Raw genomic sequence first — 14906 nt, 5'->3', positions numbered from 1 at the left:
GCGGCTTGGCGGTTGAAGGCACTTCCGCGACCAGAAGCGCCCGGTGTGTCCCTGCCGTTGCCGGCAGGGACGAAAACTCAGTCGACGTACAGCGAGCTGACCGACTCACCGAAGGCGATGCGGCGCATCGTCTCGGCCAGCATTTCCGCCACGCTCAACTGGCGGATCTTGCTGCACACCCGCGCGGCGTCCTTCAGCGGGATGGTGTCGGTCACCACCAGCTCGTCGAGCTGGGAATTGGTGATGTTGTCCACCGCCGGGCCCGACAGCACCGCGTGGGTGCAGTAGGCGGCGACCTTGAGCGCACCGCGCGCCTTCAGGGCAGCGGCAGCGGCGCACAGGGTGCCGGCGGTGTCGACGATGTCATCGACCATCACGCAGGTCTTGCCTTCGACATCACCGATGATGTTCATCACGGTGGAGACGTTGGCGCGCGGGCGGCGCTTGTCGATGATCGCCAGGTCGGCGTCATCCAGGCGCTTGGCCACCGCACGGGCGCGGACCACGCCGCCCACGTCCGGCGAAACGACGATCAGGTTCTCGGTGCCGTAGGCGCGCCAGATGTCGGCCAGCAGCAGCGGGGACGCATACACGTTGTCCACCGGAATATCGAAGAAGCCCTGGATCTGGTCGGCGTGCAGGTCGACGGTCAGCACGCGATCAGCGCCGGCGGTGCTGAACATCTTCGCCGCCAGCTTGGCGGTGATCGGCACGCGCGAGGAACGCATGCGGCGATCCTGGCGCGAGTAGCCGAAGTACGGCACCACGGCGGTCACGCTGGCCACCGATGCGCGCTTCAGCGCGTCGATCAGCACCAGCAGCTCCATCAGGTTCTCAGCGCTCGGGGCGCAGGTCGGCTGGATGACGAAGACGTCCTGCTTGCGGACGTTCTCTTCGATTTCCACCTGCACTTCACCATCGGAGAAGTGCGAGACCAGCGCCTTGCCCGGGCGGACCCCCAGTTCCTTGCAGATGTTCTGCGCCAGGCGTTTGTTGGCGTTGCCGGAAAAGACCAGCAGGTTCGGGGATTCTTGCATCATGAATGTCTCGGGCGGGGACGAGTAGCGGGGATCCGGTAGCGGCAAGGACCACCTCGGCCCCTGCTGCTGACAACACCGCGACTGTTTCCACGTCCCGCGCAGAGAGTGCGCTGGAAGGCGCGGACGCAGCCGCATTGGCAGGGGCGGGAGGATTCGAACCTCCGAATGCCAGGATCAAAACCTGGTGCCTTGGGCCTCTTGGCGACGCCCCTGCATTGATGAATCAGTGTTGCTCGAGTGCTTCCAGCAGTGGCGAACGTGCAACGCCCGCAGCCACTCTTGCCCGCAACTCCTTCGACAACTTCGCTCGTCCCTGCTCGGCGGCAGCCTGCGAATCGAACTCGACGAAACAACCACTTCCCGAACCGGTCAACCGTGCCCTGCCGATGCCGCTCAACGCAGCGAGCGCGGCCTCGACGGCAGGCTCACGGCGGCGCAGCACCGGTTCGAACACGTTCCCGACCAGCGTGCCGGAAGCGAAGTCCTCTATTTTCGCCTCTGGGCTGTCGCGCGTCAAATCCGGGTCTGCAAAAAGCGCGGGCGTCGGTACATGAACACCGGGCTCGACGATCACATACCAGGCCGGGGCAAGGGAAATCGGCCGCAGGCGTTCGCCCACGCCCTCGGCCCAGGCGTTGTGGCCCCGCACGAAGACCGGCACGTCCGCGCCCAGGCGCAGCCCCAGCGCGGCCAGCGCATCCTCATCCAGGCCGGCGCCCCACAACCGGTTCAGCACCACCAGCACGGTGGCCGCATCGGACGACCCACCGCCGAAGCCGCCGCCTGCAGGAACGTGTTTTTCAACGATGATATCGGCCCCTTGGCCGACGTTAGCTTCATTCTGCAGCAGCCTGGCGGCACGCACCGCGAGATCGTCGGCTTCGGCAACGCCGGCCAGGCCGTCACCCTGCCGGCAGACCCGACCGTCTTCACGCAGGCGCAGCCCGATGCGGTCGCCCCAGTCCAGCAGGCGGAACACCGTCTGCAGCTGGTGGTAGCCATCGGCGCGACGGCCGGTGATGTGCAGGAACAGGTTCAGCTTGGCCGGGGCCGGCCACCAGGACCAGCCCGCCCGGTCGACAACGGCGCTCATGGTGCGCCCTGGCCCCACTGGTCGACCAGCAGCCGCACCTTGGCGTCGCCGCGGCTCGCCTCGATGCGGCGTGGCAGCGCCGGGCGCCCGGCCTCGGCCGGGTACCAGTCCAGATACTGGATCTGCCAGCCCAGCTGCTGGAGACGCCGTGGCCGGCCATCCGCGTCACGCTCGACCTGCTCCGCTCCGCCGCCATCGCCGGCCACCAGGCCACGCACCCACTCCGGCAGCTGGTTGACCGGGATGTCCCAGCCGGTGGCGTCCAGCAGCAGCTGCTGCGCGTCCTCGCCTTCACGCGGTCCACCGGCCAGCCCTTCCAGGCGGCCGGCTTCATGGTGGGTATCGCCGGTCAGCTTCCAGCTCTGCCGGGTGACCGGTGCACTCAGTTCGACCACGTACGCCGGGCCGTCCTGCTTCCAGTCGATGCGGCCGCTGCCGCCATCCCTGCCCTTGCTGACCGCCACCCGCCCCTGGAAGGTCCAGTCCGGTGCGGACCGCAATGCTGCTACGCGCGCCTGCTCGGCGGCGAGCGCGGCGGCGGACACGGTGGTGACCACCTCCGGTGCCGGCGTCTTCTGCCGGCCAACGGTGGTACAGGCGCTGACCGCCAGGGTCACCGCCACCAGCAACAGCGGCCGGATCATGGAAACAGTCATGGATTGAATTTCTCGCGGGCGCGCAGCAGCGCGCGGTTCTCGGGATCCAGCCTGGCCGCTTCCTCGAAGAAGTGCCGGGCCTCGTCATGCTTGCCCAGCACCCACAGCACTTCGCCCACATGGGCGGCGATCTCCGGATCCTTGGCCAGGGTCCAGGCGCGACGCAGCTGCACCAGGGCGTCGGCGTTGCGCCCCAGCCGGTACAGCACCCAGCCATAGCTGTCGACGATGGCGGCGTTGTCCGGCTCGGCCACGCGCGCACGGTCGATCAGCTCCAGTGCCTCCTGGTAGCGACCGGTGCGATCGGCCAGGGTGTAGCCCAGGGCATTGAGCGCCGGCACGTTCTCCGGCTCGGTCACCAGGATCTTGCGCAGGTCCGCCTCGGCACGGGCGACGTCGTCGCGACGCTCCCAGGCCAGCGCGCGGGCATACAGCAGGGCATTCTCGTCGGGGTAGGCGGCCAGGCCCCGGGCCAGCGCATCCAGTTCACCGGGCAGGTCGTCGGCGCGCTGGCGCAGCTCGGCTTCCAGCAGATAGGCATCGCGGCGTACGTCGTCATCCACGCTGGCGTCGGACTGGATCGCGTGCACCTCATCCAGCGCCAGTGCCTGCCGCCCTGCCAGGCCCTGCGCGTTGGCCGCGCGCAGGCGGGCCTCGCTCAGTTCCTCGCCACCCGGCACGCTGTGGTACCAGTCCACCGCTTCGGAATAACGCTTGAGATATTCGGCGATCTTGCCCAGCAGCAGGCGCTGCGCCGGGTCCGGCTTGGCCGCCTGGCGTGACAGTTCGCTGTACAGACCGGACAGCGCGGCCGTGTCGCCCTGCTTGGCCAGCAACGAGGCCCGCATGCCCCAGGTCTGCACGTCCTGCGGGCCGACGGCCAGCACCCGCTCGGCGGCGCTGGGCTGGCCCAGGCTGTCATAGGCGATCGCCACCGCGTTGCGCAGCTCGGGGTCCTGACGGGTCTTCGGCTCGACCTCCCGCAGCAGGGCCAGCGCCTTGTCGGTCTGCCCGGCCTGCTGCAGCTGGCTGGCACGCAGCAGGGCGATGCGCGGCTCTTCGGGGAAGCGCTTGACCACTTCATCGATCATGCGCCGGGCCAGTTCAGGCTTCTCCATGCGCAGGGCCAGGCGCCCGAATTCCTGCCAGACCTCGATCTTCTGCGGAATGGCGTTGGCATCGACCAGTTCGCCCAGCACCTGCGCCGGCACCGCCGGATCGCGGCCGCCACCGATCAGCGCGGCCAGCGCGAACTTCCAGCCCTGTTCGTCCGGGTCCTGCAGCAGCGCCTGCAGTTCGCTGCGCGCTTCCTTCACATTGCCCTGGCGCATCGCCAGCGCGCCGGCGGCGCTGCGCATGGCCAGCGAGCGTGGCGCGCGCTGCTGCCACAGCGCCAGCCCGGTCGCTGCGGCCCCATCCTCGTTGGCCAGCATGGCGATGCGGGTCGCGCGTTCGGCCAGACCGGCATCGCCCTGGGTATGCTGGGCCGCCTGCAGGTACCAGCGCGCGGCCTCGGCCAGCTTGCCGGCCTGCAGCGCGAATTCACCGGCCATCACCGGTTCCAGTGCCAGTTCCTCGGTGGCCGCGGCCCGTACGGGTGCCTTGGCCGGCACCGCCGCCAGGGCCTGGCCACAGGCCAGGGACAGCAGCAGAACACTGGGGATGCGAATCAATGCGGGCATCGTCGGCATCGGGGCCTTAAAATGTCGTCCAATGGCCAGCAGCTTATCGCAAGCAACTGAACAATGACCCTGTGGGTGCTCGGACTGAATCACCAGACGGCGCCGGTGGAGCTGCGCGAACGCGCGGCCTTTGCCGGTGACGCATTGCCGCGCGCGCTCGGATCGCTGCGTGACACCCCGCAGATCGCCGAAGCGGTGCTGCTGTCCACCTGCAACCGCACCGAACTGTACGCCGTCGCCGACTCGGCGCAGGCGCTGGACCAGTGGCTGCACAGCCAGGCCGGCGACCTGCAGGGCTACCTGTACCAGCATGCCGATGCCGAGGCGGTACGCCACCTGTTCCGGGTCGCCACCGGGCTGGATTCGATGGTGCTGGGCGAGCCGCAGATCCTGGGCCAGGTGAAGGATGCCTGGTCGACCGCGCGCGACCACGGCCTGCTCGGCCAGCGCCTGGACCGCCTGTTCCAGCAGACCTTCTCGGTGGCCAAGCGCGCGCGCACCGATACCCAGGTCGGGGCCAATCCGGTATCGGTGGCCTCGGCCGCGGTGCGCCTGGCGCAGAACGCCTTCGCGCGCCTGGACGAATCCACCGTGCTGCTGGTCGGTGCCGGCGAAACCATTGAACTGGCCGCCCGCCACCTCAGCGAAGGCAAGGTGCGGCGGTTGCTGATCGCCAACCGTACCCTGGCCCATGCGCAGGAGCTGGCCAGCCGCCACGGCGGCGTGGCGCTGCCGCTGACCGAACTGGAACGCCACCTGGCCGAGGCCGACGTGGTGTTCTCGGCCACCGCCGCGCGCGAACCGGTGATCCATCGCCCCGCCGTTGCCGCGGCACTGCGTGCGCGCCGGCACAAGCCGATGCTGCTGTTCGACCTGGCCGTCCCGCGCGACATCGACGCCGAGGTCGGCACCCTCAACGACGCCTTCCTGTACACCGTGGACGACCTCGAGCGCGCGGTGGAAGACAACCGCCGCGGTCGCCGCGAGGCCGCCGCCGAAGCCGAAGCCATCATCGACCTGCAGGTGGCGCGCTTCGTTGAAACCCTGCAGGCCAGCGCCCACCAGGCGCCACTGCGGCAGTTGCGTGCGTTCGGTGAAGCCACCCGCGCCGAGCTGCTGGAACGTGCACGCCAGCAGCTGGCCAATGGCAAGCCGGCCGACGAAGTACTGGAACTGCTGGCCCATGGCCTCACCAATCGCCTGCTGCACCCGCCGACCGCCGCGCTGCGTGCGGCCGCACTCACTGGCGATGCCGACCTGACCCGCGCCGCCGAGCGCCTGTTCCCGGCCACCCCGGGTTACCACCACCGACCTGTGAGCAACGATGACGCCGACCCTGCGCCGTAAGCTGGAAGCGCTGGCCGAGCGCCGCGAAGAACTGGAACGCCTGCTCGCTGAACCGGATGTCGTGGCCAACAACACGCGCTTCCGCGACCTGTCGCGCGAGTTCGCGCAGCTGGAACCGGTCGCGGCGGCACTCGCCGACGAAGCGCGCGCCAAGGCCGACCTGGCAGCGGCCGAAAGCATGCGCGCCGACCCGGACCTGCGCGAACTGGCCGATGAGGAGATCGCCAGCGCACAGGCCCGGCTGCTGGCGCTGGAGCAGGAACTGGCGTTGCTGCTGGTACCGCGCGATCCACGCGATGAAGGCAACCTGTTCCTGGAAGTACGCGCCGGCACCGGTGGCGATGAAGCGGCGATCTTCGCCGGCGACCTGTTCCGCATGTACGCCCGCTATGCCGAGCGCCAGGGCTGGAAGGTGGAGATCGAATCGGACAGCCCCGGCGAACATGGCGGCTACAAGGAAGTGGTGGCACGGGTGGTCGGCCGCGGCGCGTTCTCGCGCCTGAAGTTCGAATCGGGCACGCACCGCGTGCAACGCGTGCCGGCCACCGAATCGCAGGGCCGCATCCACACCTCCGCGGCCACCGTGGCGATCATTCCCGAAGCCGATGAAGTCGACGAGATCGTCATCAACCCGGCCGACCTGAAGGTGGATACCTTCCGTTCCTCGGGGGCCGGCGGCCAGCACGTGAACAAGACCGAATCGGCGATCCGCATCACCCACGTGCCGTCCGGCGTGGTGGTGGAATGCCAGACCGAACGCAGCCAGCACGCCAACCGCGACAAGGCGATGAAGCGCCTGAAGGCGCAGCTGCTCGATGCCGAACGCCAGCGCCAGGATGCAGCGCAGGCCGAGTCGCGCCGCCTGCAGGTCGGCAGTGGCGACCGCAGCCAGCGCATCCGCACCTACAACTTCCCGCAGGGCCGCATCACCGACCACCGCGTGGACGGCCTGACCCTGTACGACCTGCCCAACGTGCTGGCCGGGGACCTGGACCCGCTGCTGCAGCGCCTGAGCCACGAGCACCAGGTCGACGCCCTGGCCCAGCTCTCGGCAGGTTGAACGGCATGTCGGCCTGGCAGCAGCGGCAACACCTGCAGCAGGCCATCGCGCGCCAGCCCGGCGATTTCGTCGCCTGGGTGATGCTGGCCGATCTGGAGCTGGAAGCCGGCGACATCGCCGCCGGCGAACAGGCGGCGCGACGCGCGCTGCAGTTGCGCCCGGACCATCCCGAAGCGCTGGCCCGGCTGGGTCGCGTGGCCTGGATGGCCGGCGCCCATGCCGATGCCGCAGCGCTGCTCGGGCGGGCGGCGACGCTGGCCCCGGAGCATCCGGGCATCGCCCTGTGGCTGGGCCACGCGCTGGAAGATGCCGACGACGCTGAAGGTGCTTCGGCGGCCTATCGGCGCGCGCATGGACTGCTGCCCGATGAACCCTACATCGCCGCGCAACGGCTGGCCTGGCAGCGCCGCCTGTGCGACTGGCGCGATGTGGACGCGCTGTCCGCGCAGGTGCGTGGCGCGCTCGCCGCCGGCCAGGGCATGGTGGAACCGTTCGCCTTTCTCAGCGAAGACGCCAGCGCGGCCGAACAGCTGGCCTGCGCGCAGGCGCGCGCGCGCGTCATCGCCGCCTCGGTGCGCGCGCTGCCTGCCGCCACGCTGCGCCGCCACGGGCCGCTGCGGATCGGCTTCCTCTCCAATGGATTCGGCGCGCATCCGACCGGACTGCTGACGGTCGCCCTGTTCGAGCAGCTGCGCAGCGACCCGGCACTGCAGCTGCACCTGTTCGCGCTCACCGCCGACGACGGCAGCAGCATCCGCCAGCGCCTGCAGCGCGCGGCCCGGCTGCACGACGTTGCCGGGCTGCGCCATGCCGACACCGCCGCACGCATCCGCAGCCAGGGCATCGACATCCTGTTCGATCTGCGCGGCTGGGGTGGCGGCGGTACGCCGGAAGTCCTGGCCATGCGCCCTGCCCCGCTGCAGCTGAACTGGCTGGCCTACCCGGGCACCTCCGGCGCGCCGTGGCTGGATGCGGTGGTCGCCGATGCGTTCGCACTGCCGCCGGCACTGGAAGCCCACTACAGCGAACGCGTGCTGCGCCTGCCGCGCGCGTTCCAGCCCTCGGACAACACCCGCGTGCTGCAGCCGGCCCCCACGCGCGCGGCCTGCGGCCTGCCCGCGCAGGGCGTGGTGTTCTGCTGCTTCAACAACAGCTACAAGCTCAACCCGCGCAGCATGCACCGCGCCTTCGCCGTGCTGCAGGCCGTGCCCGGCAGTGTGCTGTGGCTGCTGTCCGGTCCCGGCCAGGCTGACGCGCGCCTGCGTGAGGCCGCACGCGCGGCGGCCATCGATCCGGCGCGGCTGGTGTTCATGGCCAAGCAGCCGCACCCGCAGTACCTGGCCCGTTATGCGCTGGCCGACCTGTTCCTGGACACCCATCCGTACAACGCGCACACCACGGCATCGGATGCGCTGTGGGCCGGCTGCCCGGTGCTGACCTGCCCGGGCGACACGTTCGCTGCGCGCGTGGCCGGCAGCCTCAACCATCATCTGGGCCTGGCGCAGATGAATGTCGCCGACGATGCGGCCTTCATCGCCACCGCCAGCGCACTGGGCAATGACCCGGACGCGCTGGCCGCGCTGCGCGCCCGCCTGGCACGCGCACGCCACGACGCGGGCGTGTTCGACATGGCCGGCTTCGCGGTGGACCTGTCGGCGCTGTTGCAGACGTTGGCCACCGAGCACGGCTGGCAGGGCGTCGACATCCCCTGAGCAGCCGCTGCGCTACGCTCGGGTTTCCTTCCAGCGTGGTGCAACGATGGGCAAGCTCAAGCGCAAGGACTACGACGAACTGCTGCAGCCGCTGCAGCTGGAACTGACCGCGATGGCGCGCTGGGTGCAACACAGCGGGCAGCGCCTGCTGGTGTTGTTCGAAGGACGCGACACGGCCGGCAAGGGCGGCGCGATCCAGGCCATCAGCCAGCACCTCAACCCGCGCCAATGCCGGGTCGTGGCCCTGCCCAAGCCGACCGACCGCGAGGCCACGCAATGGTACTTCCAGCGCTATGCCTCGCACCTGCCGGCGGCAGGCGAGATCGTGCTGATGGATCGCAGCTGGTACAACCGCGCGGGCGTCGAACGGGTGATGGGCTACTGCAGCGAAGCCGAATACCAGCAGTTCCTGCGCCAGGCGCCGGTATTCGAGCAGCTGCTGGTGGACGACGGCATCCTGCTGTTCAAGTACTGGTTGTGCGTCGACCAGGCGCAGCAGGAAAAGCGTTTCGCCGAACGCCACGTGGATCCGCTGAAGGGCTGGAAGCTCTCGCCGGTGGATCTGAAATCACGCAGCAAGTACAGCGCCTATACCGAAGCCCGCGAAGCGATGCTGCGTGCCACCCATCGCGAAGCCGCGCCCTGGACGCTGGTGGATTTCAATGACCAGCGGCTGGGCCGGCTGACCCTGGTGCGCAATCTGCTGGACCGGCTGCCCGATACCCGTGTCGATGCACCGTTGCCGGCGCTGCCGAAGCTGAAGGGCACGCTGCATCGCGAGCACTACGATGTGCTGAAGCCGATCGAGGACTTCCCGGTCGACGACTAGGGAGATCCTTCAGGGCCGCGCCCTGCACCTGCGCCGGCTTGTCTGCTGCCGGGGCGGGACGCAGCCCTGCCGCGCCCCGCTATCTGGCCGCAGCGATCTGCTGCTCGATGTCGGCCGCGGTGACCGGGCCGAGGAACGTGTGCGCCAGCTTGCCCTGCGGATCGATCAGGTGGGTCAACGGCAGGCCGCGCGGGGTGGCGAAATCGGCCGGCGGATCGAACGGATCCACGATCACGATCGGATAGGTCACCGGGTGCTTGACCAGGAACGCCTGCATCTCCGGCGCTTCGATGTCCTCGTAGGCCAGGCCGACCACCTCGATGTTGCTGCGCATCGCGTGCAGCGCCGACAGTTCCGGCATCTCCTTGCGGCAGGGCGCGCACCAGGTCGCCCAGAAATTCACCACCACCCACTTGCCGCGATGCGCGGCCAGATCGTAGTCGCTGCCGTCGACCGCCTTCATCCTGAGGGCCGGGAACTCGGCCGTGACCCGTTCGGCCGGGGTTTCCTCCACCGGCGCCGGGGCCGCCGGGGCCGGCGCCTGGGCGGGCGGCTGGCTGCTGGCCGGGGTCGGCTCCTGCGCCGGCTTGCAGGCAGCCAGGGCGAACAGCAGGGCCAGCGAAAGCGCCAGCATCGACGGGGTCTTGCGGGTCATGGTGCGTCTCCAGAAGCGGGGAAGATGTCGCTGACGCGACGCTTGAGCCGATCACGCAGCGGCAGGCGCAGTTCGTCCAGCGCGGCGAGCGCGGCCTGGCCGAGGCTGTCGTCGCGGTAGGGCAGGTGTTGCTCGGCCACCGGGATGCGCAGCTGCGTGCATTCGTACAGGTCGGCCAGACTGACCTGGGCCAGGTCACGGGCCAGCATCCATTCGCCGCGCTCGTCCCGGCGCAACAGGCCGATGGCCTCCAGGTTGCAGGCCAGGTCCTGCAGCAGGGAGTCGGTCAACATCGGCTCCAGCCGCAGGATCTCATCGTCGGCCAGGCTCCTGCCCTGAGCACGGGCATGCTGGAAGCGCCCCAGCAGGCGCAGCAGGCCGTAGAACTCGTAGCCCTGCGGCAGGCGCAGTTCCACCGGCTGGTAGCGGAAGGCGGCCATCGACGAGGCCAGCGAAGCGCCGAGCAGCACCGCCACCCAGCACAGGTAGATCCACAGCAGCAGGATCGGCACGAAGGCCACCGTGCCGTACAGCTTCTGGTACGACTGGAAACTGCCCAGGTAGGCACCGATGCCCCACTTCACCAGCTCCAGGATCACCGCGGCCAGGATCGCGCCGGGAATGGCGTGGCGCCACTTCACCGAGTGGTGCGGCACCACCCGGAACATCAGCATGATGCAGACGAACTCGATCAGGATCGGGGCCACCCGCAGCGCCAGGTCGGCCAGCCAGCGTCCTTCCTGGGTGCCGAACAGGGGCATGGCGAACACCCGGGCCGACACTGCCAGCGACGCGGCGGCCAGCATCGCGCCCAGGGTCAGCACGGTCCAGTAGACCAGGAAACGGGTCAGCCGCGGTCGACTGCTGCCGACCCGCCAGATCTGGTTGAAGGTCTCTTCGACACTGTTGAGGGTGATCAGCAGCGAGATGACCAGGGCGATGAAGCCGGCCGCCGTGAGCTGCCCGGCGCTGGCCGAGAACTGGCGCAGGTAGCCCTCCGCGGCGCGTGCGGCATTGGGCACGAAGTTGGAGAAGACATAGTCGCTGAGCTGGTCGCTCCAGCGATCGAACACCGGGAAGGCCGAAAGCACGCCGAACACAACGATCGCCAGCGGCACCAGTGCGAACACGGTGGTGTAGGCCAATGCCGCAGCGGCCTGGAACAGCCGATCGTCGAGGAAGCGCCGCCACAGGAAGCGGCCGAAGCTGGCGGCACGGGCGCGATCGCGCGCGCGTTCCATCCACAGGTTGAGCGTATCCAGAGGTTCCATCGGCGCAAGGGTACCCGATGCGGAATCGGTGCAGGATAGCCATACTGGCATCCACACGATGAGGAGAGCGGGACGCGATGGGCGAAATCCTGGTGCTGTACTACAGCCGCGGCGGTTCGGTGGCACGGCTGGCGCGCCAGATCGCGCGGGGCATCGGCGAAGTGCCGGGCATGGTCGCGCGCCTGCGCACGGTGCCGCCGGTGGCGGCCGTCACCCAGACCGCGCAGCCCCCGGTACCCGACGACGGCGCACCGTATGTCAGCGTGCAGGACCTGGTCGAGTGCCAGGGCCTGCTGCTGGGCAGCCCTACCCGCTTCGGCAACATGGCCGCACCGGTCAAGCACTTCCTGGATGGTCTGGGCGCCGAATGGGTCAATGGCACCCTGGCAGGCAAGCCGGCCGGGGTGTTCACGTCCACCGCATCGATGCACGGTGGCCAGGAATCCACCCTGCTGTCGATGCAGGTCCCGCTGCTGCACCACGGCTGCCTGATCGTCGGCATCCCGTTCACCGAACCGGCCCTGAGCCACACCACCAGCGGTGGCACGCCCTACGGCGCCAGCCATGTGGCCGGCGCCGCCGACGACCCGCAGCCGACCGGCGACGAAGCCGTGCTGGCCCGCGCCCTGGGCCGCCGCGTGGCCGACATCGCACAACGGCTGGCCCGATGAACACCGCGCCGCGCACGGTTCTGCTGCTGGCCCTGATGGGGCTGGCGGCGCTGTTTGCCGGCTGGTTCATCAACGACCGCCACTGGCTGGCCACCCAGCTGGTGTTCACCGCGCCGCCGCTGGCATTGGCCATCGCGCTGCGCCTGGGCTGGCGCAAGGCCGGATTCTGGGCCGCGGTGCTGGCGCTGGGCTGGTTCAGCCACGGCGTGATGAGCGCCTGGAGCCACCGGCAGACGCGCTGGCTGGCCCTGATCGAGATCGGGCTGGCGCTGCTGGTGATCTTCGCGGCCAGCCTGCCCGGATTGCGGGCCCGATTCGGACGACGGCGCTGACGCTGCGCCCGGTGGGTCGTATCATCTGCGGTCCCGGCCCCGCGCCGCTGTACCCGCCCTGGTTTCGCGCATGCACATGATGGAAGAGCTCCTGGTCGTCACCACCGGTGGCACGATCGACAAGATCTACTTCGACGACAAGTCGGACTACCAGATCGGCGACCCGCAGATCGGCATGATCCTGCGTGAGCTGGGGGTCACCTTCCGTTTCAACGTGATCCCGATCCTGCGCAAGGATTCGCTGCACATCAATGATGAGGACCGCGAGCTGATCCGCGCCACCATCGCTGCGCAGCCGACCCGCCACGTGCTGGTGACCCACGGTACCGATTCGATGGTGCAGACCGGCAAGGTGCTGGCGACGATCGCCGACAAGACCATCGTGATGACCGGTGCGCTGAGCCCGGCACGCTTCCGTGGCTCGGATGCGGAATTCAACATCGGCTGCGCGATCGGCGCAGTGCAGTCGCTGCCGTCGGGGGTGTACATCGCAATGAACGGCCGCATCTTCGATCCGCAGCATGTGCGCAAGAACGTGGCGGCCAACCGCTTCGAATCGGTGTGACCGCGCGATAGTGCCCCAGAAAAACACCCCGGCCGGAGCCGGGGCGTGCCCATGGAGAGGGGCTTGGGCTCAGTACTGGGCGTTGAGGGTCACGCCCGAGAAGGTGCTGTAGGCCTTCACCCGCACATGCCAGGTCCCGGCGGCGGGACTGTTCACGGTGCAGGTCTCGCTGTTGCCACTCAGGTACGGGCGGCAGGTATACACGGTGTCGGTCGGTGCGCTGCCCTGGCGCAGGTACAGGTCGGCATCACCGCTGCCGCCGCTGATCGCCACGCGCAGCTGCGAGCGGCCTGCCGGCACGTTGACGGTGTAGCTCAGCGATGCACCGCTGGCCGCGCCAAGGCCGGTCACCGGCACGTTGTTCTGCAGTTCGCTGCCACCCGGGTTGGGCGTGGTGCCGTTGATCGCCGCCGTCACCGCCGCATCGGCATCGATGATGCCCGCGCCGCAGCCGCCGGAGCAGGCACCGGGCAACGGACGGGCCGTGCTCTTGATGATGCTCTCCACCTGCGCCGGGCTGAGCGGGCTCGGCGCCACCGACTGCATCAGTGCCACCACGCCCGCCACGTGCGGGGCTGCCATCGAGGTGCCGTTGTAGGAGGCATAGCTGGCGCTGCCCGGCGTGGTGGTGCCGCTGTTGAGCGTGGACAGGATGCTCTGGCCCGGCGCGGAAATGTCGATGCCGTTGCCGTAGTTGGAGAAGCTGGCACGCGCGCCGGCCGAGGTGGTCGCCGCCACCGCGATCACGTTCGGGCAGTTCGCCGGCACTGCACTGGAGACATTGGTGTTGCTGTTGCCGGCGGCCACCACCACCGTGGTGCCGCGGCCGACGGCGCCGTTGATCGCGTTCTGGTAGGTGGTCGAGCAGCTGCCGCCGCCGCCCAGCGACATGTTGATGACCTCGGCCGGGTTGGCATTGGCCGGCACACCGCTGACCGTGCCACCGGAGGCCCAGACGATCGCATCGGCGATGTCGGAGGTGTAGCCACCGCACTTGCCGAGCACCCGCACCGGAACGACCTTGGCGTTGAAGGCGGTACCGGCCACGCCGCTGCTGTTGTTGGTCACCGCGGCCACGGTGCCGGCAACATGGGTACCGTGCCAGCTGGAATTGGAGGCCGGAATGCCCGGGCCACATTCATTGGCACCGTACCAGTCGCCCTCGTCATTCGCGTTGCTGTCGCGGCCGCCGCCGTCGCGCGCCATCGCGGCATCGCTGATGAAGTCGTAGCCGGGAAGGATGTTGGCGTTGAGGTCGGCATGGTTGGTGATGCCGGTGTCGATCACCGCCACCACCACGCCGGTGCCGGTGGCCTTGTCCCACGCCGGACGCACGTTGATCGAGGCGTTGGACGTGCCGAAACCCCATTGTTCGCTGAAGCGGGTGTCATTGGGCGTCAGCGTGGCGCGCATGATCTGGTCGACCTCGACGTATTCCACGTTCGGATCGGCGGCGAGCTTGCGCATCAGCAGTTCGGATTCGGCCTGGTCCAGCGGACGGTCGGTCCTGACCAGGGTCGGGCCCACTGCCAGCCTGCGTACCTGCTGCAGGCCCAGCGCGCGGCCCTGGCTGGTGGCCAGGCCGGCGGCAGCGGTCTTCAGCGAGGACGCCAGCGCGGTGGTGTTGGCCACCGGGGCGCTGCCTTCGCGGTACTTGACGATGAACCGCTGGTGGGTCTGCGCGGACTGCAGGCCGCTGAGCTGGACGTCACCGGCCAGCGCAGGCGTGGCCAGCAGCAGCGATGACAGGACGGACGCACCAAGGACCACCCACACACGACGCACACGCGCTTGCGTTACCTGGGACATCGGATTTCCCTTCTAATGGTGTGAATGCCGGAATCGGCAGAAGCGTCGGCCTGAACCATGGGCTGGCTTGCGATTGGCGAGGTTCGGGTCCGGCGAGCCAGCGGATTCCCCTGACCATCCGCTGTGCTGATGACGCTAGTGGCTCAAACCGGACACGACAAGATTTTCAGCGTCTTTTCAGCAA

At 69.1% G+C, this 14906-nt stretch carries 14 protein-coding genes and 1 tRNA gene; 7 read left to right on the top strand and 8 right to left on the bottom strand.

What is annotated here, in order from left to right; translation table 11 throughout:
• Window positions 1-77: 77 nt before the first annotated feature.
• The 5 genes from Q5Z10_RS03845 to Q5Z10_RS03825 form a co-directional block, all read right to left on the bottom strand.
• On the bottom strand, window positions 78-1037 hold the full coding sequence (locus tag Q5Z10_RS03845) for a ribose-phosphate diphosphokinase (RefSeq protein ID WP_005415400.1): 960 nt from the start codon (window positions 1035-1037) through the stop codon (window positions 78-80).
• A 138-nt stretch (window positions 1038-1175) separates the two neighbouring features.
• A tRNA-Gln gene (locus Q5Z10_RS03840) sits at window positions 1176-1252 on the bottom strand.
• An 11-nt stretch (window positions 1253-1263) separates the two neighbouring features.
• Entirely contained in the window at window positions 1264-2133 is an 870-nt protein-coding gene (gene ispE / locus Q5Z10_RS03835; protein WP_303638019.1) for a 4-(cytidine 5'-diphospho)-2-C-methyl-D-erythritol kinase, read from the bottom strand.
• Window positions 2130-2789 (bottom strand): lipoprotein insertase outer membrane protein LolB, encoded by a 660-nt coding sequence (lolB, locus tag Q5Z10_RS03830; RefSeq protein ID WP_303638018.1) that lies wholly within the window; start codon window positions 2787-2789, stop codon window positions 2130-2132. The genes ispE and lolB overlap by 4 nt, the downstream gene beginning before the upstream one ends.
• Window positions 2786-4471, bottom strand: a complete 1686-nt coding sequence (locus tag Q5Z10_RS03825; protein ID WP_303638017.1) for a tetratricopeptide repeat protein — start codon at window positions 4469-4471, stop codon at window positions 2786-2788. Before Q5Z10_RS03825 ends, lolB begins: the two co-directional genes overlap by 4 nt.
• Window positions 4472-4534: 63 nt before the next feature.
• Here Q5Z10_RS03825 and hemA point away from each other — a divergent pair, with 63 nt between their 5' ends.
• From hemA to ppk2, 4 genes are read left to right on the top strand one after another with little or no spacing between them, the layout of a single operon-like run.
• Window positions 4535-5818 (top strand): glutamyl-tRNA reductase, encoded by a 1284-nt coding sequence (gene hemA / locus Q5Z10_RS03820; RefSeq protein ID WP_303638016.1) that lies wholly within the window; start codon window positions 4535-4537, stop codon window positions 5816-5818.
• Window positions 5796-6878 carry a peptide chain release factor 1 gene (gene prfA / locus Q5Z10_RS03815; RefSeq protein WP_303638015.1) on the top strand — a complete coding sequence of 361 codons (1083 nt, stop codon included), beginning with the start codon at window positions 5796-5798 and terminating at the stop codon, window positions 6876-6878. The genes hemA and prfA overlap by 23 nt, the downstream gene beginning before the upstream one ends.
• A gap of 5 nt (window positions 6879-6883) precedes the next feature.
• A complete protein-coding gene (locus tag Q5Z10_RS03810; RefSeq protein WP_303638014.1) occupies window positions 6884-8590 on the top strand; it encodes an O-linked N-acetylglucosamine transferase, SPINDLY family protein in 1707 nt (568 codons plus the stop codon).
• Window positions 8591-8636: 46 nt separating this feature from the next.
• Complete coding sequence (ppk2, locus tag Q5Z10_RS03805; RefSeq protein WP_303638013.1) at window positions 8637-9419, top strand: polyphosphate kinase 2; 783 nt, start codon at window positions 8637-8639, stop codon at window positions 9417-9419.
• Window positions 9420-9498: 79 nt separating this feature from the next.
• On the opposite strand, the gene Q5Z10_RS03800 is transcribed toward ppk2, so the two are convergent.
• Together Q5Z10_RS03800 and Q5Z10_RS03795 are read right to left on the bottom strand one after the other, a co-directional pair.
• Window positions 9499-10074: a TlpA family protein disulfide reductase gene (locus Q5Z10_RS03800; protein WP_303638012.1), complete on the bottom strand. Its 576-nt coding sequence runs from the start codon at window positions 10072-10074 to the stop codon at window positions 9499-9501.
• Complete coding sequence (locus Q5Z10_RS03795) at window positions 10071-11345, bottom strand: YihY family inner membrane protein (RefSeq protein WP_303638011.1); 1275 nt, start codon at window positions 11343-11345, stop codon at window positions 10071-10073. Before Q5Z10_RS03795 ends, Q5Z10_RS03800 begins: the two co-directional genes overlap by 4 nt.
• 77 nt (window positions 11346-11422) lie before the next feature.
• Here Q5Z10_RS03795 and wrbA point away from each other — a divergent pair, with 77 nt between their 5' ends.
• The 3 genes from wrbA (at window position 11423) to Q5Z10_RS03780 (ending at window position 12913) form a co-directional block, all read left to right on the top strand.
• Window positions 11423-12016, top strand: coding sequence for an NAD(P)H:quinone oxidoreductase (gene wrbA / locus Q5Z10_RS03790; protein WP_303638010.1), 594 nt, complete (start codon window positions 11423-11425; stop codon window positions 12014-12016).
• Window positions 12013-12348: a DUF2069 domain-containing protein gene (locus Q5Z10_RS03785; RefSeq protein WP_303638009.1), complete on the top strand. Its 336-nt coding sequence runs from the start codon at window positions 12013-12015 to the stop codon at window positions 12346-12348. Before wrbA ends, Q5Z10_RS03785 begins: the two co-directional genes overlap by 4 nt.
• Before the next feature lie 79 nt (window positions 12349-12427).
• Window positions 12428-12913: an asparaginase domain-containing protein gene (locus Q5Z10_RS03780; protein ID WP_049463528.1), complete on the top strand. Its 486-nt coding sequence runs from the start codon at window positions 12428-12430 to the stop codon at window positions 12911-12913.
• A 69-nt stretch (window positions 12914-12982) separates the two neighbouring features.
• Here the strand turns inward: Q5Z10_RS03780 and Q5Z10_RS03775 are convergent, their stop codons facing one another.
• Window positions 12983-14722 (bottom strand): S8 family peptidase, encoded by a 1740-nt coding sequence (locus Q5Z10_RS03775; RefSeq protein WP_303638008.1) that lies wholly within the window; start codon window positions 14720-14722, stop codon window positions 12983-12985.
• Window positions 14723-14906 lie beyond the last annotated feature (184 nt).

This window comes from Stenotrophomonas sp. 704A1 (assembly GCF_030549525.1).
In the GTDB taxonomy this organism is placed as follows: Bacteria; Pseudomonadota; Gammaproteobacteria; order Xanthomonadales; family Xanthomonadaceae; genus Stenotrophomonas; species Stenotrophomonas tuberculopleuritidis.
This window is presented reverse-complemented; position numbering and strand designations above follow the sequence as displayed.

Coding starts and splice junctions, on each gene's coding strand:
- Q5Z10_RS03785 (WP_303638009.1), top strand. CDS start 12,013: ATGAACACCGCGCCGCGCACGGTTCTGCTGCTGGCCCTGATGGGGCTG.
- prfA (WP_303638015.1), top strand. CDS start 5,796: ATGACGCCGACCCTGCGCCGTAAGCTGGAAGCGCTGGCCGAGCGCCGC.
- Q5Z10_RS03780 (WP_049463528.1), top strand. CDS start 12,428: ATGGAAGAGCTCCTGGTCGTCACCACCGGTGGCACGATCGACAAGATC.
- Q5Z10_RS03845 (WP_005415400.1), bottom strand. CDS start 1,037: ATGCAAGAATCCCCGAACCTGCTGGTCTTTTCCGGCAACGCCAACAAA.
- lolB (WP_303638018.1), bottom strand. CDS start 2,789: ATGACTGTTTCCATGATCCGGCCGCTGTTGCTGGTGGCGGTGACCCTG.
- Q5Z10_RS03800 (WP_303638012.1), bottom strand. CDS start 10,074: ATGACCCGCAAGACCCCGTCGATGCTGGCGCTTTCGCTGGCCCTGCTG.
- Q5Z10_RS03775 (WP_303638008.1), bottom strand. CDS start 14,722: ATGTCCCAGGTAACGCAAGCGCGTGTGCGTCGTGTGTGGGTGGTCCTT.
- Q5Z10_RS03825 (WP_303638017.1), bottom strand. CDS start 4,471: ATGCCCGCATTGATTCGCATCCCCAGTGTTCTGCTGCTGTCCCTGGCC.
- Q5Z10_RS03810 (WP_303638014.1), top strand. CDS start 6,884: ATGTCGGCCTGGCAGCAGCGGCAACACCTGCAGCAGGCCATCGCGCGC.
- wrbA (WP_303638010.1), top strand. CDS start 11,423: ATGGGCGAAATCCTGGTGCTGTACTACAGCCGCGGCGGTTCGGTGGCA.
- Q5Z10_RS03795 (WP_303638011.1), bottom strand. CDS start 11,345: ATGGAACCTCTGGATACGCTCAACCTGTGGATGGAACGCGCGCGCGAT.
- hemA (WP_303638016.1), top strand. CDS start 4,535: ATGACCCTGTGGGTGCTCGGACTGAATCACCAGACGGCGCCGGTGGAG.
- ispE (WP_303638019.1), bottom strand. CDS start 2,133: ATGAGCGCCGTTGTCGACCGGGCGGGCTGGTCCTGGTGGCCGGCCCCG.
- ppk2 (WP_303638013.1), top strand. CDS start 8,637: ATGGGCAAGCTCAAGCGCAAGGACTACGACGAACTGCTGCAGCCGCTG.